The sequence below is a fragment of the Arthrobacter sp. 01T414 genome, from assembly GCF_056398965.1.
In genome coordinates this window covers 311,631-331,215 of record NZ_JBFTQK010000001.1, presented here as the reverse complement: position 1 = coordinate 331,215, position 19,585 = coordinate 311,631, and the positions used below count along the sequence as shown (strand labels likewise).

General features: G+C 67.6%; 23 protein-coding genes. 7 read left to right on the top strand and 16 right to left on the bottom strand.

The genetic code is table 11. The features are described 5' to 3' along the window. Positions 1-5: 5 nt before the first annotated feature. From AC1DK9_RS01550 to AC1DK9_RS01540, 3 genes are all read right to left on the bottom strand, one after another. The gene (locus AC1DK9_RS01550) at positions 6-887 is read right to left on the bottom strand and encodes a carbohydrate ABC transporter permease (protein WP_476862215.1); all 882 of its coding nucleotides are present in this window, start codon (positions 885-887) and stop codon (positions 6-8) included. Beyond that, a complete protein-coding gene (locus tag AC1DK9_RS01545; RefSeq protein WP_476862214.1) occupies positions 884-1,849 on the bottom strand; it encodes a carbohydrate ABC transporter permease in 966 nt (321 codons plus the stop codon). The genes AC1DK9_RS01550 and AC1DK9_RS01545 overlap by 4 nt, the downstream gene beginning before the upstream one ends. Before the next feature lie 149 nt (positions 1,850-1,998). Further along, positions 1,999-3,288 carry an ABC transporter substrate-binding protein gene (locus AC1DK9_RS01540; RefSeq protein ID WP_476862213.1) on the bottom strand — a complete coding sequence of 430 codons (1,290 nt, stop codon included), beginning with the start codon at positions 3,286-3,288 and terminating at the stop codon, positions 1,999-2,001. A gap of 134 nt (positions 3,289-3,422) precedes the next feature. Between AC1DK9_RS01540 and AC1DK9_RS01535 the strand changes: the two genes are divergently transcribed. After that, a complete protein-coding gene (locus tag AC1DK9_RS01535; protein ID WP_476862212.1) occupies positions 3,423-4,160 on the top strand; it encodes a FadR/GntR family transcriptional regulator in 738 nt (245 codons plus the stop codon). A 3-nt stretch (positions 4,161-4,163) separates the two neighbouring features. Here AC1DK9_RS01535 and AC1DK9_RS01530 read toward each other — a convergent pair whose 3' ends face one another. The 4 genes from AC1DK9_RS01530 to AC1DK9_RS01515 all read right to left on the bottom strand — a co-directional run bounded on the left by AC1DK9_RS01530 (position 4,164) and on the right by AC1DK9_RS01515 (position 7,243). After that, positions 4,164-4,457 carry a hypothetical protein gene (locus AC1DK9_RS01530; protein WP_476862211.1) on the bottom strand — a complete coding sequence of 98 codons (294 nt, stop codon included), beginning with the start codon at positions 4,455-4,457 and terminating at the stop codon, positions 4,164-4,166. Positions 4,458-4,704: 247 nt separating this feature from the next. After that, positions 4,705-5,235: a MarR family winged helix-turn-helix transcriptional regulator gene (locus tag AC1DK9_RS01525; RefSeq protein WP_476862210.1), complete on the bottom strand. Its 531-nt coding sequence runs from the start codon at positions 5,233-5,235 to the stop codon at positions 4,705-4,707. 65 nt (positions 5,236-5,300) lie between these two features. Beyond that, a complete protein-coding gene (locus tag AC1DK9_RS01520) occupies positions 5,301-6,332 on the bottom strand; it encodes an aldo/keto reductase (protein ID WP_476914811.1) in 1,032 nt (343 codons plus the stop codon). 38 nt (positions 6,333-6,370) lie between these two features. Further along, on the bottom strand, positions 6,371-7,243 hold the full coding sequence (locus AC1DK9_RS01515; RefSeq protein WP_476914810.1) for an NAD-dependent epimerase/dehydratase family protein: 873 nt from the start codon (positions 7,241-7,243) through the stop codon (positions 6,371-6,373). 148 nt (positions 7,244-7,391) lie between these two features. On the opposite strand from AC1DK9_RS01515, the gene AC1DK9_RS01510 reads away from it, so the two are divergent. The 4 genes from AC1DK9_RS01510 (at position 7,392) to AC1DK9_RS01495 (ending at position 9,670) form a co-directional block, all read left to right on the top strand. Continuing rightward, the gene (locus AC1DK9_RS01510) at positions 7,392-7,856 is read left to right on the top strand and encodes a universal stress protein (RefSeq protein ID WP_476862207.1); all 465 of its coding nucleotides are present in this window, start codon (positions 7,392-7,394) and stop codon (positions 7,854-7,856) included. Then, positions 7,853-8,611: an SRPBCC family protein gene (locus AC1DK9_RS01505; protein ID WP_476914809.1), complete on the top strand. Its 759-nt coding sequence runs from the start codon at positions 7,853-7,855 to the stop codon at positions 8,609-8,611. The genes AC1DK9_RS01510 and AC1DK9_RS01505 overlap by 4 nt, the downstream gene beginning before the upstream one ends. Continuing rightward, entirely contained in the window at positions 8,608-9,285 is a 678-nt protein-coding gene (locus AC1DK9_RS01500; RefSeq protein ID WP_476914808.1) for a hypothetical protein, read from the top strand. Before AC1DK9_RS01505 ends, AC1DK9_RS01500 begins: the two co-directional genes overlap by 4 nt. A gap of 133 nt (positions 9,286-9,418) precedes the next feature. Further along, entirely contained in the window at positions 9,419-9,670 is a 252-nt protein-coding gene (locus AC1DK9_RS01495; protein ID WP_476862204.1) for a DUF6480 family protein, read from the top strand. Positions 9,671-9,717: 47 nt separating this feature from the next. On the opposite strand, the gene AC1DK9_RS01490 is transcribed toward AC1DK9_RS01495, so the two are convergent. The 3 genes from AC1DK9_RS01490 to mgtA form a co-directional block, all read right to left on the bottom strand. Beyond that, on the bottom strand, positions 9,718-10,131 hold the full coding sequence (locus AC1DK9_RS01490; protein ID WP_476914807.1) for a DUF302 domain-containing protein: 414 nt from the start codon (positions 10,129-10,131) through the stop codon (positions 9,718-9,720). Positions 10,132-10,134: 3 nt separating this feature from the next. Further along, on the bottom strand, positions 10,135-11,487 hold the full coding sequence (locus AC1DK9_RS01485; RefSeq protein ID WP_476914806.1) for a phosphoribosyltransferase family protein: 1,353 nt from the start codon (positions 11,485-11,487) through the stop codon (positions 10,135-10,137). 105 nt (positions 11,488-11,592) lie between these two features. Further along, positions 11,593-14,334 carry a magnesium-translocating P-type ATPase gene (gene mgtA, locus AC1DK9_RS01480; RefSeq protein WP_476914805.1) on the bottom strand — a complete coding sequence of 914 codons (2,742 nt, stop codon included), beginning with the start codon at positions 14,332-14,334 and terminating at the stop codon, positions 11,593-11,595. A 328-nt stretch (positions 14,335-14,662) separates the two neighbouring features. Between mgtA and AC1DK9_RS01475 the strand changes: the two genes are divergently transcribed. Beyond that, positions 14,663-15,397: a GAF and ANTAR domain-containing protein gene (locus tag AC1DK9_RS01475; protein ID WP_476914804.1), complete on the top strand. Its 735-nt coding sequence runs from the start codon at positions 14,663-14,665 to the stop codon at positions 15,395-15,397. Here AC1DK9_RS01475 and AC1DK9_RS01470 read toward each other — a convergent pair. The 4 genes from AC1DK9_RS01470 to AC1DK9_RS01455 all read right to left on the bottom strand — a co-directional run bounded on the left by AC1DK9_RS01470 (position 15,394) and on the right by AC1DK9_RS01455 (position 17,810). Continuing rightward, entirely contained in the window at positions 15,394-16,098 is a 705-nt protein-coding gene (locus tag AC1DK9_RS01470; protein WP_476914803.1) for an esterase/lipase family protein, read from the bottom strand. The genes AC1DK9_RS01475 and AC1DK9_RS01470 overlap by 4 nt on opposite strands. Continuing rightward, the gene (locus AC1DK9_RS01465) at positions 16,095-16,895 is read right to left on the bottom strand and encodes an alpha/beta fold hydrolase (RefSeq protein ID WP_476914802.1); all 801 of its coding nucleotides are present in this window, start codon (positions 16,893-16,895) and stop codon (positions 16,095-16,097) included. The genes AC1DK9_RS01470 and AC1DK9_RS01465 overlap by 4 nt, the downstream gene beginning before the upstream one ends. A 93-nt stretch (positions 16,896-16,988) precedes the next feature. Beyond that, positions 16,989-17,378: a DUF1304 domain-containing protein gene (locus tag AC1DK9_RS01460; protein ID WP_476862197.1), complete on the bottom strand. Its 390-nt coding sequence runs from the start codon at positions 17,376-17,378 to the stop codon at positions 16,989-16,991. Between the two features lie 84 nt (positions 17,379-17,462). Continuing rightward, positions 17,463-17,810: a cytoplasmic protein gene (locus AC1DK9_RS01455; protein ID WP_476914801.1), complete on the bottom strand. Its 348-nt coding sequence runs from the start codon at positions 17,808-17,810 to the stop codon at positions 17,463-17,465. Between the two features lie 133 nt (positions 17,811-17,943). Between AC1DK9_RS01455 and AC1DK9_RS01450 the strand changes: the two genes are divergently transcribed. After that, a complete protein-coding gene (locus tag AC1DK9_RS01450; protein ID WP_476914800.1) occupies positions 17,944-18,192 on the top strand; it encodes a hypothetical protein in 249 nt (82 codons plus the stop codon). Between the two features lie 66 nt (positions 18,193-18,258). Here AC1DK9_RS01450 and AC1DK9_RS01445 read toward each other — a convergent pair whose 3' ends face one another. After that, on the bottom strand, positions 18,259-18,672 hold the full coding sequence (locus AC1DK9_RS01445; protein ID WP_476914799.1) for a VOC family protein: 414 nt from the start codon (positions 18,670-18,672) through the stop codon (positions 18,259-18,261). A 157-nt stretch (positions 18,673-18,829) separates the two neighbouring features. Next, positions 18,830-19,396 (bottom strand): type 1 glutamine amidotransferase domain-containing protein, encoded by a 567-nt coding sequence (locus AC1DK9_RS01440; protein WP_476862193.1) that lies wholly within the window; start codon positions 19,394-19,396, stop codon positions 18,830-18,832. Between the last annotated feature and the right edge of the window lie 189 nt (positions 19,397-19,585).

The following is a 19,585-nucleotide window of genomic DNA, read 5'->3' as shown; positions in this document are numbered from 1 at the left end:
GTGGCCTAGCCCTTGGTCGCACCGGCGGTGAGGCCGGAGACGATGTACTTCTGCGTGAAGAGCGCGATGATCATGATCGGGATGGTGACCACCGTGGCGGCGGCCATCAGTCCGCCCCAGTCGATGCTGGCGTAGGAGACGAAGTCGAAGATCGCCACCGGCAGGGTCTTGGTCTTGGAGCCGGAGAGCACCAGGGCGAACATGAAGTTGTTCCACGAGAAGATGAAGGACAGGATCCCGGCGGTAGCGATGCCGGAGACGGACAGCGGCAGCGTGATCCGTCGGAACGCACCGATCGGGGTGAGCCCGTCCACCTGCGCCGACTCTTCCAGTTCCAGCGGCAGCGAATCGAAGTAGCTCATCATGATGTAGACGATCAGCGGCAGCGCGACGAACATATGGCTCAGGATCAGCACCTCGAAGCCGCCGACCATCTTCAGGTTGGAGAATACGTAGTACCAGGGCACCAGCAGCGAGACGCCCGGGATGACGCGGGCCATCAGGACCACCAGCGCCGACCGGCCCATGGTGAAGCGGCTCATCGCGTAGGCCGCCGGGACACCCAGGACCAGCGACAGGGCGGTGGAGACGAACGCGACCCAGAAGCTGTTGAAGATGAAGATGAAGTAGTTGTTCCGCTGCAGCACGTTGGCGTAGTTCTCCCCGGTGGGGGTGAACACGAAGGACTTGGCCGTGTCGTAGATGTCCACGTTGGTCTTGAAGGAGGCCAGCAGCATCCAGAACAGCGGGGCGATCAGGAACAGCACCACGGCGACCAGCGCGAGGACCCTGAACACCTTGTAGGCGCGGGTGGCCAGCGGCTTGCGACGGCGCGGGGCCGGCGCCTGCCGGGCGGCGGAGGTCTGGGTTGGGGTCAGGACGGTCATTTGCTTACCGCTTTCTTGCGCATGGTCAGCAGCCACATGGTGCCGATGATGATCATGAAGAACAGGATCAGCACAGCGGAGGAGAGCCCGTACTGGTTGTAGTCGAAGCTCAGGCCGTAGGCGTAGACGTTGAGGGTCTCCACTTCGTGGAAGGAACCGCCGCCCTTGCCCTTGGTGGCGTAGAGGATGTCGAAGGTCTTCAGGGCGTCGATGCCGCGCAGCAGGATGGCGACGATCACGGTCGGCATCATCAGCGGCAGCGTGATGAAGAAGAAGCGCTGGAAGGAATTGGCGCCGTCCATCCGGGCGGCCTCGTCGGGTTCTTCGGAAAGGGAGGTCAGGCCGGCGAGCAGGATCAGCACCACCATCGGTGTCCACTGCCAGATGTCCATGAAGATCGTAGTTCCCAGGGCGGTGTCCTGGCCGGAGAGCCACGGCTGCGCGGGGATGCCAATCATGCCGAGCAGTTGGTTGACGAAGCCGATGTTCGGGTCGAAGATCAGCCGCCACATCATGCCGACGGCCACCGGGGTGGCGACCAGCGGCAGCAGGATGGCGACGCGCACCCACTTCTCGCCGCGGAATGGCCGCCACAACAACAATGCGATGCCCATGCCCAGGACGACTTCGCAGACCAGTGCGACGCCGGTGAAGGACAGCGTGCGCCCGACGGCGGGCCAGAACCGTTCGACGTCGGAGAGCACGGTCACGTAATTCTCCAGGCCAATGAATTCCGTCGCGGCGCGGACCGAGCCCTGCGAGTCGGTGAGGCTCAGGTAGAGCGTCCAGGCCAGCGGGAAAACGATCAGGACGCCGACGAAGATCATGGCCGGCGCGGCGAAAAGCCACTTGCGGTGCCGGTTGGCCCAGGCGGAGAAGTTCTCCCGCGGACCGGGCGTGCGGGCCGTGCTGCGGCCGGCGCCGCGGGTTGTGTCGCCGCGGGAGGTGTTCAGTACAGACATGGTTCACCTAAGGAGTTGGGGGTGAAGTGAAGAGCGTGGCCGCGGCGGGACGGCGGTTGGGCAGCCGTCCCGCCGGGCAGGGGTGCATCGGCAGATTGCCTTAGGCATTCGCGTCTGGCAGTTTGCGGTGGACGCGGGGTGCCGGGACGTTACTTCTTTTCGCTGTCCAGGAACTTCTGGAAGGCGTCGTTGGCCGTGTCGGCCGCGGCCGACGCATCGTCTCCGGTGATGGTGGCGACGATCGGGGCGCCGACGATCTCACGGGCCTTGCCCACGGTGACCACCTGGGGGCGGTCGTGGCCGACGCCGTTCTTGGCGCTGGTGGCGATGGCCTCGGCAAGGTCCTTCGGGTAGGTGGAGGTTCCGGCCGGGTCAGCCCAGACCGAGGCACGCGGGCCGGGGACGCCGGCCTTCTGCGCTGCCAGCGTGCGTTCCTTGCTGGTGGCCCACTGGATGAACTTCCATGCGTTTTCCTGGTTGCCGGAGGCCTTGTTCACGGCCAGGCCCCACGACGGAATGTTGTACGGCTTGGAACCGGCGGGGCCGGCGGGCAGTGCGGCAAAGCCAACCTTGTCCGCGACCTTGGACTTGGCCGGATCGGTGGCGTTCTTGTAGAGCGAGTCCGCTTCGGTGTAGAAGGCGGCCTTGCCCTGCGTGAAGATGGCCATCGCTTCGGGCCAGCTCATGTCCGTGCTGACGTTCTTCGGGCCGTAGTTCTTGATCAGGCCGCCGTAGAAGGAGTAGGCCTTCTTTGCGGCGTCGCTGCCGACTGCCGACTTGCCGTCGGCGTCGGTGAAGTCGCCGCCGAAGCTGTAGAGGAAGCTGGAGAACTGGGTCACGGCCGCGGACTTGGCCGTGCGGGCCACGAAACCGGCGATGTCCGGGTTGGCTGCGGAGACCTTCTTGGCCGCTGCCTCGAGCTCGTCCATGGTCTTGGGGACCTGGACTCCGGCGGCCTGCAGCAGGTCCTTGCGGTAGTAGAGGACTTCGCGTTCGGTGATGATCGGGACGCCGACCACCTTGCCATCGACGGTGCTGGCCTTGACCGGGCCCTCCTGGTAGTCCTTCCAGTCCCAGTTCGCGTCGGCGGAGACCTTGGAGGTCAGGTCGGCGAGGTAGCCGTTCTTGGCGAAAGCCTTGCCCTCCTGAAGCGGGCGGTACATCATGACGTCGATTTCATCGCTGCCGGCGTTGAGCTTGACGTTGTACTGGTCCGAGAGCTGGTCCTCGCCGAGCTGGGTGAGTTCGACCTTGAGCCCGGTGGCCTTTTCGAATTCCGGAATGGCGGCCTTGATGCCTTCGGTCCATACGTGGTTGGCCAGCGTGACCCGGACCGTGCCGGCGGCCTTGGCGTCGCCGCCTCCGCTACCGCAGGCGGTCAGCCCGAGCGACAGCGCCGCGGCAACGGCCGCGTACTTCACAATTGAACGTCGCTTCATTACGACTCCCTTGTCTTCAGGGCCGGATCAAGCTCCAGCCACCCGCGGATGCATCTTTACATCTGCTCTGGAGCGATCTTAGAGAAATAAAGCAGACTTAAACAACCCCTTGCGCCCACCCGTATGATTTATTCATGCAAACCCCAAAGGCGGAGTCTTCAGCAGACCTGCACTCCGTGCTCGTCCAAACCCTGGGACTCGCCATCGCCGAGGGGACCCTCGCGCCGCACTCGATCCTCCGCCTGGACGAGCTTGAGGCGCAGCACAATGTCTCGCGCTCGGTGGTCCGGGAGGCGACCCGGGTTCTGTCCTCGATGGGCATGCTGGAATCCCGGCGGCGGCTTGGCACGGTGGTACAGCCGGAGGAGTCGTGGAACCTCTACGACCCGCAGGTGATCCGCTGGCGGCTGGCCTCATCCAAACGGGTGGACCAGCTGCGGGCGCTCAACGAACTCCGCGGCGCGATCGAGCCCCAGGCGGCCCGGCTGGCGGCCGAACGGGCCTCCTGGGACACCGGCAGCGACCTCGTTTCGCAGGCAGCGCGGCTCTGGGCGGCGGGGCAGCGTGGAAACCAGGACGAGTTCCTGAGGCTCGACATCGAATTCCATGCCGCCGTGCTGCGGGCCTCGGGCAATCCGATGTTTTCCCAGCTGCACAACCTGGTCGCCGAGGTCCTCACCGGCCGCACCGAACATGGGCTGATGCCGCACCTGCCCCAACACGAGGCCCTGCAGCTGCACGTTGACGTGGCCAGCGCCATTCAGCGCGGCGAAACGGACACCGCGCACGCGGCCATGCGCCGGATCGTAGAGCAGTCCACCGAGGAAATCGGCGACATCTGGTCCAGCCACCAGGACGGCGCGACGCCGTAAGGGCTAGCGGAGGATTTCGGCCAGTTCGGCGGCGGTGAGGCTGGCTGCCAGCCGCAGCGTTTCGTGCCCGGCGCCGGCCGCGGCCGCGCTCCGGATGGCGGAGTTGAAGGCGGTCTCGGCCGCGTCCATCTCCCATTGCAGGCTCTCGAGCCTGCCCGAGGCGGCCCGGACGGCGGCCAGGGGGTCGGCCGCCGGCGCGGCGTCCTGCCGGAAGCCGCACGTGCATGTCCACTCGCCGAGGCCGGAGTAGAACTGCGCCCACGGCAGCGAAGCATCCGGACCGGGCGATGAGGTCATCTGAACACCGCAGTGCTCCGGCACAGCATTGGCCGACACATCCTTCGCCGGAGCCGTCACAGCGCGGAAGGGACGGTGCAGCGACCCGGCGAAATCTGCCTCAGGCCGCCTTTCCGTCCAAGCGGCGTCCGTGATTGAAGCGCTGGCGTTTCCCGCCCGGCCGGCGCCGTCCCGCTCGACTACTGCTGTCATACGACTTACCGCCTCTAGATAGCTAGCTAACAATGTAGCTAGCCTATCTAGTTTTTTAGCTTTGTCCAGCCAGCGCCAACAGCGGGTGCCCGGCGTCGACCTGATCCACGGCGTCCCGCATCTTGAGGAGGAAGTCCGTCACCGCTTCGGCCATCTCCGGGCTCAAAGATTCGGCGACCTCAATCATGCGCTCGTGCATCTGGCTCAGCGTTTGCCGCACTTCCTCGTCTGCGCCCGGAGTCGGGCGCAGGATGATGGCGCGGCGGTCCACCGGGTGCGGTTCACGGGTAACGTAGCCACCCTTGACCATCCGGTCGACCAGGGCCGTCATGGAGGCCGAGGTCATGCCAAGGCGGCTGGCTAGCTCCTTGGGCCGGATGCCGGCGCCTGCCCTTTCGGCCTCCAGCAGATAGCGGAGGGCCAGCAGGTCAGTCTCGCCCATCGCCATGGACGACCTGGTCCGACGGCGCATTGCGGTTTCCGAGGCACGGTATTCCCGAAGCGCATTCAAGACCCCGACCGCCGAGGCGCGGCGGTCCTGTTCCGGGGGGTACCAATAGCCTTCGCCGGTACCATGAGCGTTCATCGCAGATTCCTTCGATGGCCTAGTTGTACGACTGTCTAAGCAATCATAGGCCACCGGTCAGGGAATCAGCGCCCGCCCTCGAGTTTGCGGCTGCGCTGTTCCTGCGCCATGGGCCCGTACGGGTAGACGCCGACGCGCGGCTCGCTCACCTCGGTCAGCCGGGTGGCTTCCGCCTCGGTAAGCACCAGGTCCGCCGCTGCCAGGTTGTCCGCGAGCTGTTCGGTGTTCCGCGCGCCCAGGATTACCGAGGTGACCGCAGGCCGGCCGGCCAGCCACGCCAGTGCCACCTGGGACGGGCTTACCCCGTGCCGCTGGGCCGTTTCCTGCACCGCGGTGATGACATCCCAGGTGCGCGGGTCGCTGTTGCGGGCCTCCCACGCCTCCATCCCGCGCTTCGGGTTCTCACCGAGCCGGGTGGCGCCGGCGGGCGGCTGGTCGCGCGTGTACTTGCCGGACAGCCAGCCGCCGCCCAGCGGCGACCAGGGCAGCAGCCCGATCCCGGCGTCGAGCGAGGCCGGGACGATTTCCGACTCGATTTCCCGGACCAGCAGGCTGTACTGCGGCTGCAGGGTCACCGGCGGGCTCCAGCCGTGGGCCTTGGCCACGTGGACGGCCTTGGTCAGCTGCCAGCCCAGGAAGTTGGAGAAGCCGTAGTAGGCGATCTTGCCGCTGCTGACGGCGTCGTGCAGGAAGCGAAGGGTCTCCTCCAGCGGAGTCACCGGATCCCAGGCGTGCAGCTGGTACAGGTCGATCTGCTCCACGCCGAGCCGGCGCAGCGAGTCATCCAGCGCCCGGACGAGATGGCGGCGGGAGGTCCCGACGTCGTTGGGTGCCTGGCCCATCGGGAAACGGCCCTTCGTGGCTACGACGGCCCGGTCCCGGACCTCCGCCCGGTCGGCCAGCCAGCGGCCGATGATCTCCTCGGACACCCCCGAGCTGTAGACGTCGGCGGTATCGATGAAGTTGCCGCCGGCCTCGAAGTACGCGTCCAGGATGGCATGGGACTGCTCTTCGGTGGCCTCGGCGCCGAAGGTCATGGTGCCCAGCGCGTAGTTGGAGACAACGGCGCCGCTGTTGCCCAGGGTGCGGTATTGCATGGAACTCCTTAGGTGTCGCTGGATTGGCCGGGGGCGCCTCAGTCTTCTGTGGGCGTCGTCCGGTTTGAGTGGTAGTTCCGCCAGCTGTGCTCCGGGGCGTAGCCGAGGAGCCGTTTGGCCTTGTCGATCGAGAGCATCGTCTCGTGCTCGCCGAGCTCCTTGACCACCTTGACGTTGGGGAACACCTCGGCAGCGAGCTCGCTGCTGGGCCGGCTCATCACGGTGTCCTCGTTGGCGATGATGAAGGCCTCGAAGCCCGGCTTGCCGTGCTCCAGCGCCCGCGCGACGGCCTGTGCGCCGTCCCGTCCATCGATGTACCCCCAGAGGTTCCACTTGCGAAGCCGGGCATCGGCGTCGAAGGACGGGAACTCCTCGTAGTCCTCCGCGTCCATGACGTTGGAGAACCGCAGGCCGGTAATGCTGAGCGTCGGGTCCCAGCGGGTCAGCTGGATCGCCATCTGCTCTTCGAGGTGCTTGACCAGCGAATAGGTGCTCTCCGGCCTGGCCGGGTATTCCTCGTCCACCGGGATGTAGGGCGGGTCGACATCGAACGGCAGCCCCAGCACGGTCTCGCTGGAGGCGTAGACGATGTTTTTGATGCCGGCCCGCCTGGCGGCTTGGAAGACGTTGTAGGTGGCCTGCATGTTGTTCTCGAAGGTTGCGGCATCGGGAGCGAGGCCCGGGGCCGGGATGGCGGCCAGGTGCACGATCGCGTCGAAACCCTCGTGACGGTCGTCCAGGCCGAGGATGACGTCGACCACCTGGCCGTAGTTGCGCAGGTCCACCTGGGTGAAGCCGGGGTCCCGCTCGCCGGTCTGGTCCAGGTTGGTGACCTGGTGGCCGTCGTTGCTGAGCCTGCGGACCACATGCCTGCCGAGCTTTCCGCTTCCTCCGGTAACTGCAATTCTCATTAGGGTCTCCTCCGTGGTCGGGGCGGCTGCCGTACCCCACCCTAGAACGGACGGCGCCCAGGTGCACCCCACGGCCCGCCGGGGCACGGGCCGCGGCGGTGACCTTTGGCCCTAGGCACTGCCGGGGTGACCGGGCAGGGTGGGTGCCATGAGCGGAGATCAGCGGATAGTCGTGGGCGTGGACGGCTCCGAGTTTTCGACGACGGCCCTCCGGCTCGCCGGACGCATGGCCACCAGCCTGGACGCCCCGCTGGACGTCATTACGTGCCTGGGCACCTCGGATTTCTTCCTCGCATCGCACCTGCCGGAGGAACGCACCGCATCGCCAAGCGAACTCGAGGAGACAGCCAAGCGCCTGGTGGAACAGTCGCTGGAACGGGCCTTCGGCGACTCCCGCCCGGAGCACCTCACCCGGCAGATCAAGTTCGGGCCGCCGGCCAAGGTGCTGATCGATGAGAGCAAGGATGCACAGCTGCTCGTTGTCGGGCGGCGCGGCCAAGGCGGCTTCCTCGCCCAGGTCATGGGCTCGGTCAGTGGCGCCTGCGCGGCCCACGCCCATTGCCCGGTACTGGTGGTTGGCCAGGAGGCCGGCGAAGGCCAGCCGGCCAAATGAACGCTGGCCGCACGGCGCAGTCGGCGGCCCGCTTGCCTGCCGGGCTGAAGGGGCCACTCGCGGCGCTGGCTGCCGCGGCGGCGGCCGCAGGCTACGTCCTCGCTGTACGGCCGAGGCTGCTGCGCTGGGGAGCGACCGCCCAGGAAGCGGCAGGCCCCTTGCCGGGCGATGAACTGGTGACCACCCCGCGCCTCCAAAGCACCCGGGCCGTTAACATCGCCGCGCCGCCCGCCGTCGTGTGGCCGTGGCTCGTCCAGCTGGGGTCCGGCCGCGGCGGAATGTACAGTTACGACGCCTTGGAGAACGCGGTGGGGCTGGGCATGCACAGTGCTGATCGGATCCTGCCGGAGTTTCAACAGCTCGACGTCGGAGCCACCATTCCGCTCTCCCCCGGCGGCGGCCTCACGGTCCGGCGGCTCGAACCCGGCGCGGTACTGGCCCTGGGCGGCACTCTGGACCCGCGCACCGGACGCGCCGCTCAACGCACCGCCGGGCACGCCGCAGCGGAGGTGCGCAGTGTGGCCGCCCCGCGGGTGGAGACGGGCTGGACCTTCGTGCTGCAGCCCCTCGGCGCCAGAAGCACCCGGCTGCTCTTACGGACCCGCCATGACTATTCCCCGCTGTCCTTGGGCATCCCGCTGCGGGTGTTGCTGGAACCGGTGCATTTCCTGATGGAGCGCCGGATGCTGCTGGGGATCCGCGCCCGCGTCGAGCGCCGGCGCCCCCGCAGGCACCGCCAGGGAGGTACGAGGTGAGTCCGGCAAAAACCAGCATCATCGCGGGCATTGTCCTGATGGCGGTCGGCTTGCTGCTACTGCTCGATCTGCTCGGCATCGTCCGGAGCCTCGCCTATCTGCCGCCGTTGATCTTCGCTGCCGTCGGAGTGCTGTTCCTGTCCCTCTTCCTCCGCCGCCGGGAGAACTGGTGGGCCGCAATCCCCGGCTCGGTGTTCCTGGGCCTGGCCGCGGTCGTCACCGCCACGCAACTCACGGATGGCCGCGCGGGCGGGGCGCTGTTGTTCCTGTTTATGGCTGCCGGCTTCGCCGCGGTCTACCTGCGCGAACGGGCCAATTGGTGGGCCCTGATCCCCTGCGGGGTGATGATCACGCTGGCCGTCATCGTGGTCCTCCCCGCGGAACTGCAGGGTCCGCCCGTGGCCGCCGTCCTGTTCCTCGGCCTCGCAGCTACCTTTGGTCTGCTTTCCCTTGTCCCGGTCCGGACTGCGGACCACACCGGCCGGATGAGGTGGCCCCTGGTTCCCGCTGCCGCCCTGGCCGTACTGGGGGTGGTGTTCGCTCTGCAGGCGGCGGCGCTGCTCCTCGCGATCGACGTCGTCCTCCCGGCGGCCATGATCCTGGCCGGAATCGGCCTGCTGGTGTACGCCTACCGAGCCAGGCACAACGCGCAGCACARGGCTCACGGCGCCTAGGGACTGGACTCCCCTCGGCGCAACCTCGTTTCGCCACTGTGGCCTCACTGTGGCCGCATTCGGGCCGCACCGCTAAGATAATCAGCATGCTTATTAAGCGTCCAGAGTTAGCGAAACTAGGGAAGGCAGAACCATGAGCACCTATCACCCGGAAAATGACCCGGCCAATCCCGATCCGCCAAAACCGGGCGGCGGCTCGGCGCGTCCGCAGCACGTGCCCGGTGCCGCGCCGGGCGGCGACCGCGCGGACGACCCCGGTGCCTCGGCGAACCCGGATCCGCTGGACGGCAAGATCACCGGGCTGGAGCCCGGCGGAGGAGTCCCGCCCGGAGAGACACCGCCGGCGGAGGACCAGATGAGCCGCGACCAGGGACACAGCGAGTAACTCCCACGGGCCAGCGCGTTTCTGTCCGGCGGCTGGACTGCCCGGAGCTAGGCTTCCGACGCCAGCTGGGCCAGGGCAGCGCGGAGGCGGGTACCGGCGTCGTCCGCCACCTCGCGGACCGCGGCCGTGTCGCTGAGCTGCACCATGGTCTGCGGGTCGATCACGTCCACCGTGGTGTCGGCAGCGCCCGGGCCGCGACGGACCACCACGTTGCACGGCAGCAGGGCGCCCATTTCCGGCTCGGCCGCCAGCGCCCGGCTCGCCAGCTGCGGGTTGCAGGCCCCGAGGATCACATAGTCACCCAAGGCCTGCGCGGCGTCCTCACCGAGCTTGGCGGCGAAGGTGTTGCGGACGTTGATCTCGGAAAGGATCCCGAAGCCTTGGGCTGCCAGCGCGGCACGGATCTTCTCGACGGTGTCCGCCCAGCCCAGCGGGACGACGGCGGTAAAGGTGTAGCTCACGGCTCACTCCTGGCGGGTCGGTTCGGTCACGGGGAGAAGATACTTGGCGAACCAGTCCCTGGCAAGGATGGCTGCCGCGGCCAGCGTTCCGGGCTCCTCAAACAGGTGCGTGGCACCCTGGACCACGGCCAGCTGGTTGGGACACCGCATCATGGCCTTCGCCTTGCGGTTGAGCTCCAGCACCTCGTAGTCGACGCTGCCCACGATCAGCAGCGTCGGCGCACGGACGGCGGAGAGCCTCGGGCCGGCCAGGTCCGGGCGGCCGCCGCGGGACACGACGGCGGCAACCCGGGCGGAGGGTTCGGACGCTGACCACAGCGCGGCGCCCGCACCGGTGCTCGCTCCGAAATATCCGACGGCGCAGGAGGCGGTGTCCTCGCGGGTGGCGAGCCAGTCTGTGGCCGACGACAGCCGGCGCGCCAGCAGTTCGATGTCGAAGACGTTGGCGCGGTTGCGCTCCTCCCCCGGGGTGAGCAGGTCCAGCAGCAGGGTGCCCAGCCCGGCCCGTTGGAGCAAACTCGCCACGAATCGGTTCCGCGGGCTGTGCCGGCTGCTGCCGCTCCCGTGGGCGAAAACCACCACGGCCCGGGCGGGGACAGGCAGGTGAAGATGGCCCTGGAGCCGGACCCCCCGTGACGGGATCTCCACCTCTTCATCGAATTCCACCGGGTCCTCGGAGACCGCCGTCGTTGTCCCGGCCGGCCGGGGCGAATCCTTGAGGCGCCGGGCCGCGGAGTCGAGCAGCTGGATCACCTCGTCGTCCTCGGTGGGAGAGAAGTCGCGGTAGTGGTAGCCGACGGCGGAGAAGTGCCGGGGGGTGGCCAGGCAGACCACCTCGTCCGGCTCGCTCAGGGTGGCCAGGGTGTCGGCGGGCGCAACGGGCACGGCCAGGATCACCCGCGCGGCGCCCAGCTTGCGCGCGATCCGGCAGGCCACCCGGGCGGTGGATCCGGTGGCGATCCCGTCGTCGACAATCACAGCGATGCGTCCGGTCAGGTCCTGGCGCGTGCGGCCCTTCCGGAACCGCGCCACCCGGTTCTCCAGCACGGCCCGCTCGTGGTCCTCGACAGCCTGCAGTTCCTGCTCGCCCACCCTTGCCTGGGCCAGCACGTGCTCCTCAAGCACCCTGGCTCCGCCCTCGCCGATTGCCCCCATGGCAAGCTCGGGCTGGTACGGCAGTCCGAGTTTCCGCACCACAATCACGTCCAGCGGCGCGTCCAGGGCGGCGGCCACCTCAAAGGCAACCGGGACTCCGCCGCGGGGCAGGCCGAGGACCACGATGTCCTTGCCACGCAAATCCGCCAAACGCCGCCCCAGTTGCCGCCCGGCGTCAACCCTGTCTTCAAAGATGCTCATTGTCTTGGCTTTCCATTCGGGCGCCGGCCGCAGGGCTCATCCGGCCGCTTTCCGGGGGCCGGGCATCGGTCCAGGTTGGCCGTTTCATCCCACTATCCGTCAGGACTAACCCGGATGTGAGGGCCCTTGTACCCGGTTTCGTTTGCGCCGGGCAGGACTCCCCCGCCGCGGTCCCAGCGGGGCCCTACGTGCGTGCCGGGTGGCCGGTTCCGTGGTGCTGAAGCGTGCGGCACGGCGGGCCACATGGTGGTCCTTGCCCCGACGCCGGACCCTTGGCAGCACCGGCGCGGCGGGCTGCTGGGCCGCCCGGGAGAAGAACCACTGCTTGGCCAGTTCCACCAGCACCAGGTACACCACAGTCATGCCCAGCAGGGCCAGGAAGAACGGAACGGGCAGCGGATCGAAGCCCAGGACTCCGGCGAGCGGGGACAGCGGGAGGTAGACGCCCAGGGCCACCACGCCCAGCGACGCACCGATCAATCCGGGCGACGGCCGGCTGCGCAGGAAGGGCACCCGGCGGGTCCGGATGGCAAAAATGATCAGCGTCTGGGTCGCAATCGACTCGATGAACCAGCCGGCGCGGAACTCCCCGGGGACGGCGTCGAAGACGAACAGCATCAGGGCGAAGGTCGCGAAGTCGAACACCGAACTGATGGGGCCGAAGAGGAACATGAAGCGCCGGATGAACGCGATGTTCCAGTGGGCCGGTGCCAGCAGTTGCTCCTTGTCCACCCGGTCCCCCGGAATCGCGAGCTGGCCGGTGTCGTAGAGCAGGTTGTTGAGCAGGATCTGCCCCGGCAGCATCGGCAGGAAGCTCAGCACCACGGACGCCGTTGCGGCGCTGAACATGTTCCCGAAGTTGCTGGAGGTGCCCATCAGCACGTATTTGATGGTGTTCGCAAAGATCCGCCGGCCCTCCATCACGCCGTCGGCCAGCACACCGAGGTCCTTGTCCAGCAGCACGACRTCGGCGGCGTCCTTGGCGACGTCGGTGGCACTGTCCACGGAGATGCCGATGTCGGCTTTGTGCAGCGCCAGCGCATCGTTGACGCCGTCGCCCATGAACCCGACCGCGCCGCCGCTCTGGCGCAGCAGCCGGATGATCCGGGCTTTCTGCTCGGGCGAGACGCGGGCGAAGATGCTGGCCTCGCGGGCAGCCGCGCTCAGCTCCGGATCGGACATGGCCTCCGCCTCGGCGCCGGTAATGGTCCCGCCGGAGAGCACGCCCAGTTCGTCACAGACCCGCTCGGCCACCTTGGCGTTGTCCCCGGTGGCGATCTTTACCGTGATGCCCAGCGCTTCCAGCCGGTCCAGGGACTCCCGCGCGTTCGCCTTGGGCCGGTCGAGAAAGACCAGGAAGCCGGCCAGGACCAGCTCCTTTTCGTCGGCCGGGGACATGTCCTCGAGCCCGGCTGCGTCACGGGTGGCGACAGCCACCACCCGTGAACCGGCGTCGAATTGTTCGTCCAGCAGGGCCTGCACCTTGGCGGACGTCGGGCCGCAGAGTGCCAGGACATCCTCCGGCGAGCCCTTGGTGATGATCCGGGCGGGGCCGCCGGCGTCGCGGACCAGCACGCTGGTGCGCCGGCGCTGGTGGTCAAAATCGATCACATCGAGCCGTTCATAGCGCAAGGGATCGAACGCCGCGGCCTGCGGAGACTGCCAGAGCGCGGCGTCCAGCGGGTTCTGCCCGACGACGGAGCGCTTCGCCTCCGCGTAGTCCGCCTCGGTGGCGAGCAGGCCGAGGCTGAACAAGTCCTGCACTGACATGCCGGCCGCCACCGGGAGGGCTGCCGTGAAGCTGATCCGGCCCTCCGTCAGGGTTCCGGTCTTGTCCGTGACCAGGATGTCCATGTCGCCGAGGTCCTCGATGCAGACCAGCCGCTTGACCAGCACCTTGCGTTTGGCCAATTGGCGAGTGCCGGTGGCCAAGCTCGTGCTGACGACGGCGGGCAGCAGCTGCGGGGTGATCCCCACGGCGATGGCGAGGGAAAACAGCAGCGACTCGATCACCGGCCGTTGCAGGAGCAGGTTGGCGATGAAGATGAGCGAGGTGAGCGCGATCGCCACCTGCAGCAGCAGGAAGGAGAACCGCTTGAGCCCGAGTTGGAATTCGGTCTGCGGCTGCCGTTCGCCCAGGCCGAGCGCTATCCGGCCGAATTCCGCCCGGCCGCCGGTTGCCACCACCACCCCGGTGCAGCTGCCGGACTGGATGACCGTTCCCATGAAGAGACAGGACGACAGGTCCCCCAGCGCGGCGGCTCCCGCTACCGGCGCGGGGTCCTTGGCTACCGGCAGCGACTCCCCGGTCAGGATGCTTTCGTCGCAGAGCAGGTCCTTGACCGCCAGTAGGCGCAGGTCGGCCGGGATGATCGCCCCCAGGCCCAGCTGCACGACGTCGCCGGGCACCAGGGCGGTCACGTCCACCTCCCGGGCGGTCCCGCCGCGGAGTACGACGGCGGTATGCGTGACCCGCGAATGCAGCGCCTCCGCAGCCCGTTCCGCGCGGAATTCGTTGCTGAAGCCCAGGCCCACGCTGACGAACAGAATCACGCCGATGACGACCGAATTGGTCGCGTCCCCCAGGAACAGCGAGAGCCCGGCGGTGACGAGCAGCAGGATCAGGATGGGGCTGCGGAATTGCCGGCCCAGCACAGACCAGCCGCTGGCCTCATGGCTACGGACCGCATTCGGCCCCAGCACGGCAAGCCGCTGCGCCGCTTCCGCTTCCGCCAGGCCGCCCGCCGATGATCCCAGCATGGCGAGCACCGCCGCGGCCTCGGTTCGGGCGGCGTCGGCGATGGTAAGCGGCAGGGAGGCGGACTCCCTGGTTTCGAGCTGTGACATACAGAATCCGTCCGACTACCTCGAGGTACCGCTAAGACTACGTCGGCAGCCCCCCGGAGTCATTTGCCTCCCGGGAGTCATTTGCCTCCCGGGAGGCTTCCGGTCCGGCCGTGCTGCTCGGGCGGGGTGCGTCAAAAGTTCCAACGAATGCCGGGACTATACGGCCGCAAAGTCCTGTATATAATTTGTCCCGGTACGGTTTAGCAGAAGGCCGTTGGATAGTTCTTCGATCCGGCTCCGCTCCCGCTACCACCGCCCTAGTTCGCTGCTGTGGTGCGTTCCGCCTCGCCGGTTCGATTCGACCCGAGCGAAACGGCATCAAGGAATAGTGGTAAGCGAGTCAACCGCAACATCGATCAACCAGCACCTGCATCAGCTCGTGTTGAACAGCGCCGACGTGGAGGAATTCCTCGGCGAACTGGCCCGGGTCTCGGCGCGCAGCCTCTCCGAGCCCGGCGACGAAGTCCTGTGTGGCATCACGTTGCTCCGGCAGCGGAAGGCCGCCACGGTGGCCAGCAGCAGCGCCGCCGCGCAGGCGATGGATGAAATCCAATACGGCTTCGGCGACGGCCCGTGCGTAACGGCCTCGCGCGAACAGGAAACGGTCTACATTGCCGACCTGGATGAGGACGCGCGCTGGCCGCAGTGCGCCGCGAGGGTCCGGGAGCACGGAATGCGTTCCATCCTCGCCGTGCCCTTCCTCCTCGATGGCGAAACCCATGCCGCGCTGAACCTGTACTCGCACCGAAGCCACCGCTTCGACAAGCGCGCCCAGGAACTGGCGAGCATCTTCGTGCGGCAGACGACCATGGCCTTGGGCTTGGCGGTGCGTTTCGCGCATTTCAGCGACACGGCGGACAACCTCAAGGCGACGCTGGAGTCGCGCACCGCGATCGACGTCGCGGTCGGAATCATCATGGCGCAGAACCGCTGCAGCCAGGCCGAAGCCTTTGAGCTACTCAAGACCGCGTCGAGCACCCGCAACGTCAAACTGCACGCCGTGGCCTCCGCAATCGTCGACGGCCTGGGCCAGGGCCCAACCCGGACCCACTTCCAGGACTAGCTGCCCTGGCCGGTGGCCGCGGCGCGGGCGGGTGCGTACGCTTCCGCCAGGACGGTGCGGATCGTCTCCTCCTGGGCGAGGATCCGGAAGTGGCCTCCTGTGTCCAGCTGGACGTTCCGTGCTCCGGGAAGCACGCTGCCCTCGGGGATATGCGGATCGAAGAGTCCGAAGACGGAGGTGATGCGCTCGTTGACGCCCTGTTCGCGGGACAGCTGCACGGTGACGGCGTTGCGCGGCGACAAGGCCCGCAGGCTGGGCAGGAGCATGTAGCCCGCGTACCGTGAGCCCGAGAACGGGGAGCACACGGCCACCATTCGGCTGATGCGCTGCTCCGGGTCCAGCGACATCATCGCGTACTTGCCGATCAGCCCGCCCTTGCTGTGGGCCACGATCATCGTGTCCGTGAGGTCTCTTTCGCGGAGGTAGCCTGCAATGAGGTCCGCCGCTTTCGGTACCGCGAGCCGGTTGCGCTGCAGTACGGTCACCACGTGCACCGGATGGCCGGCCCGGTGCAGCTCCCGGATCAGCGGCAGCATGAAGCGCCAGTCTTCGAAGATGCCGGGGATCACGACGACGGGCCGGCCCGTGCCGCTGAGGAACTCGTCCGGGCTGACCCGGGATACCGCGCTGCGCAACTGCCTGCCGACGGCGTAGGCATAGTCCCGGGCCCACCAGCCGGAGATCTGGAGAGCCGTGCTCACGCGGCAAACCCCTGCGATGCTTCTCCTTCGGCGGCGGCGATGCCGGCGAAGGAGAGGATGGATCCGGCAACCTCGACGGCGCGGTTGTGCTGGACCACGTGTCCGGTCCCCTCGATCTCGACGAACTGCGCGGCGCCTGCCCGTTCGGCCAGCCTGCGGCACCACGCCGGCGGGGCAACGGGGTCGTTTGCGCCGCGCATCACGAGGACGGGGGCGGCGACGTCGGCGATTCTCTCTTCGATCCGGTAGTCCATCATGACCCGGAGGTTCTTGAGGTACCAGCTGGGTCCGCAGCGCAGATAGTCGGTGAACACCAGGGCGTTGGAGGACGGGCTCTCGAAGAACAGGCAGTCGCGGCCGAGCGCCATTGCCTGTTGTGCCACGGTGCACCGCTGGTCGTTGACCACGGGGCCCATCAGCACCACGTGCGGGATCCGCGAGGGCTGTTGCCGCGCGGCTTCGACCGCGAACTGGGTGCCCATCGAGTGGCCGACAACCACGAACTCGAGCACGCCGAGCTGCTCCAGGGCGCCGAGGACGTAGGTGGCCTGGTCCTCAACGCTGAGTGCGCGGGGCGGCCTGGGCGTGGCGCCGAACCCGGGCAAATCCACTGAGTAGGTGTCAACGGTCCTGGCCAGCAAGCCGTGCAGCCGGCGCAGGTAGCGGTGCGAGGCGCCGATCCCGTGGATGAGCACGACGGCGGGCCCTCCGCTTGCCGTACCGGCCGGCCGCGGGGAGGCGAAGACATGCCCCACATGGCCGGCGGCCTCAACCTCGATGCGCACGGGCCTGCTCATAGTGGGTCTCGTTTCTGTCAGCGCCTCGGGTCAGCGTTCCGTAAGCATACTGACAGACGCTGGACGGAGGCCGTGAAGCTGGGGCTCCCCCGGTCAGAGCCCGAGCAGAGTTGCGGCCACGGCGATGAGCGGCAGGATGCCTTGCCGCAGGGCAGCGGGCCGCTTATCGGGGTTGGAGACAAACAGGACCAAAGCGGCGGCCGCCATCGAACCCGTGCCGGCCAGAACGAGCGCAGTGCCGATCCCGGTCCCGGTCCCGGAGGCGATGACAAATCCAATGCCGGCTCCGGTCACGAGGGCGAGGAACAGATTGTAGAAACCCTGGTTGAACGCCAGTGCCCGCGTGGTTTCGACCTCGGCTGCGGTGGCCGGGCCGAAGACACGCCGGGCCGCCGGGCCGTCCCAGGCCAGCGACTCCATCCAGAAGATCACGACGTGGAGCGCGGCAGCCAGGCCCGCGAACACCATTCCAAGCACCAGCATGAGACCCCTGTCGACGACTACTGCCTAGTATGGCCGATCATCGTCGGCACGGCGGACGGTCCACGCGGCGGGGAGCCAACAGGACTAGCCAGCGGCCGGCCCGAGCGGTTGCTGGATATCAGCTGGCGCCCCGGCCGTCTCCTTGAGCTCGACGAAGATCGCGTGCGTCTCGGTGTCGCCGGTGTTTTCCCCGGAGTGGGATTGCGCCGCCAGCCAGCGGGAAGCGCCCGCAGGAAGTTCGACGTCGACCTCCCGGCCGTTGCCGGAGAGCCGACGCCGGAAGCTGCTGAGCGTGATCATGACACTGTCCGGGTGCGAATGCTCGACCGTTTTATCGCCCGGCCGGTCAAAGTACTCCAGCACGCGCACCCGTTCGTTTTCGAATACCACCCGATACAAGGAGGGGTTGGTCACCACCGGATCCTGGCCCATGGCGTGACTCTAGTCCGCCCGGGACCCCGGCACCAGAGCGGGCTGGCCCGCCTGTACGCCGGCGCGGCGCCCCCTGTAACTTGGGGGAACAGCCGGGATGGAATTCCCTCGCAGGCCAGCATCGGAGGAACGCATGAGCAGCAAGCCGATCGAACCCGAAGACATTGTGAGCGACGGGGTGGAAGAAAGCGGGAAGCCGGTTCCGCGCGAAAGCGGCAGCGCCACTGGGGCAGGGACGCCGGCGGCCGGTGCCGGAGCCCAGGAATCGGAAGGGCGGGCACCCGGGCAGGGCGACTCGCACAAGGTGCCGGGACCCGCCGAGGAACAGGACGAACAGGCGGCCGACGACCGCGGCCTCACTACCGACACCAGCCCGGACTAATCGCGCGGCGGTCAGCGAAACGCCGGGCCGTCCCCAGGCCGGGGACGGCCCGGCTACTTACCGACGCTAGCTCGCGGCGGGCGCGATGTTGACGAGCCAGTCCACCCCGAACTTGTCCTTGCACATGCCGAAGGTGTCGCCCCACGGGGCCTTCTCCAGCGGGACGGTGACGTTGCCTCCGTCGGACAGTTTGTCCCAGTAGCGGCGCAGTTCAGCCTCGTCGGTGCCGCTGAGGGAAACCGAGAAGTTGTTCCCGGGGGTGTAGTCCATGCTGTTCGGGGTGTCGGCCCCCATCAGCACCAGATTGTTTTCCCCGGTCAGCATGGCATGCATGATCTTGCCCTCCTCGGCAGGATCCTCGCTGGCCTGGAAATCGGCGAAGGTGCTCATGTTCAGCTCCCCGCCAAACACGGACTGGTAAAAAGTCATGGCCTCCCGCGCGTTGTCGCGGAAGCCGAGGTAGGGGTTAAGCGTGGTCATTTCCGGGACTCCTTGGTAGCGGGTGGTGCCGGCGCGGACGAAGGGCATCGCCCGCGCCGGCGCAGCTTACAGGCATATCCTGCCCGAAAGCGGGCCCACTTCATAGGGCCGCCCCGCCGCTTCGGGAACACCCCCGGCGGCGGGCGACGGCGGCCGCCTAGGCGGTCTGGCCGGCGTGCTCCCCTTCGGCGATTTCTTCCAGCAGCTTGTTGTTGAATGCCGGCAGATCATCCGGGTTGCGGCTGGTTACGAGGCCCTGATCGACCACGACTTCCTCATCCGTCCAGTTGGCGCCGGCATTCTTGAGGTCCGTCTCCAGCGTGTAGTACGAGGTCAGGTTCCGCCCGTTCACCACGCCGGCGTCGATCAGCAGCCAGGGCCCGTGGCAGATCGAGGCCACCGGCTTGTGCTGTTCGAAGAAGCCGCGGGCGAAGGCCTGGGCGCCCTTGTCGGCGCGCAGATGGTCGGCGTTCACGACGCCACCGGGGATCACGAGGGCGTGGAAGTCCGAGGCATTGGCCTGGTCGACGGTCAGCTCGACGTCGAAGGTCTCACCCTTGTCCGTGCCGTCGTAGCCCTGCAGTTTGCCGCCCTTGAGCGCCACCAGGGTGGGCTCACCGCCGGCTTCCTTGACCGCGTTCCACGGGCTGGTGAGCTCGATCTGCTCCACGCCGTCCGTCAGCAGGAATGCGACCTTCTTGCCCGCAATATTGTGTTCCGACATGTGTCCTCCTCTAGCCAGCGCGAGGGTCCAGAAGCCGTTCGGCCGATCATGTCCCACGCGGAGAGATTGGTGCCTTACGCAATCAACTCTAGGAAACCGGAAAATAATAAGCAAGCTGACTATGTGCGGGCCGGGCGGCCTCTGGTCAGGGCGCGCGCCCGTGATTACGCTGGCGGGTACGCACAGCCC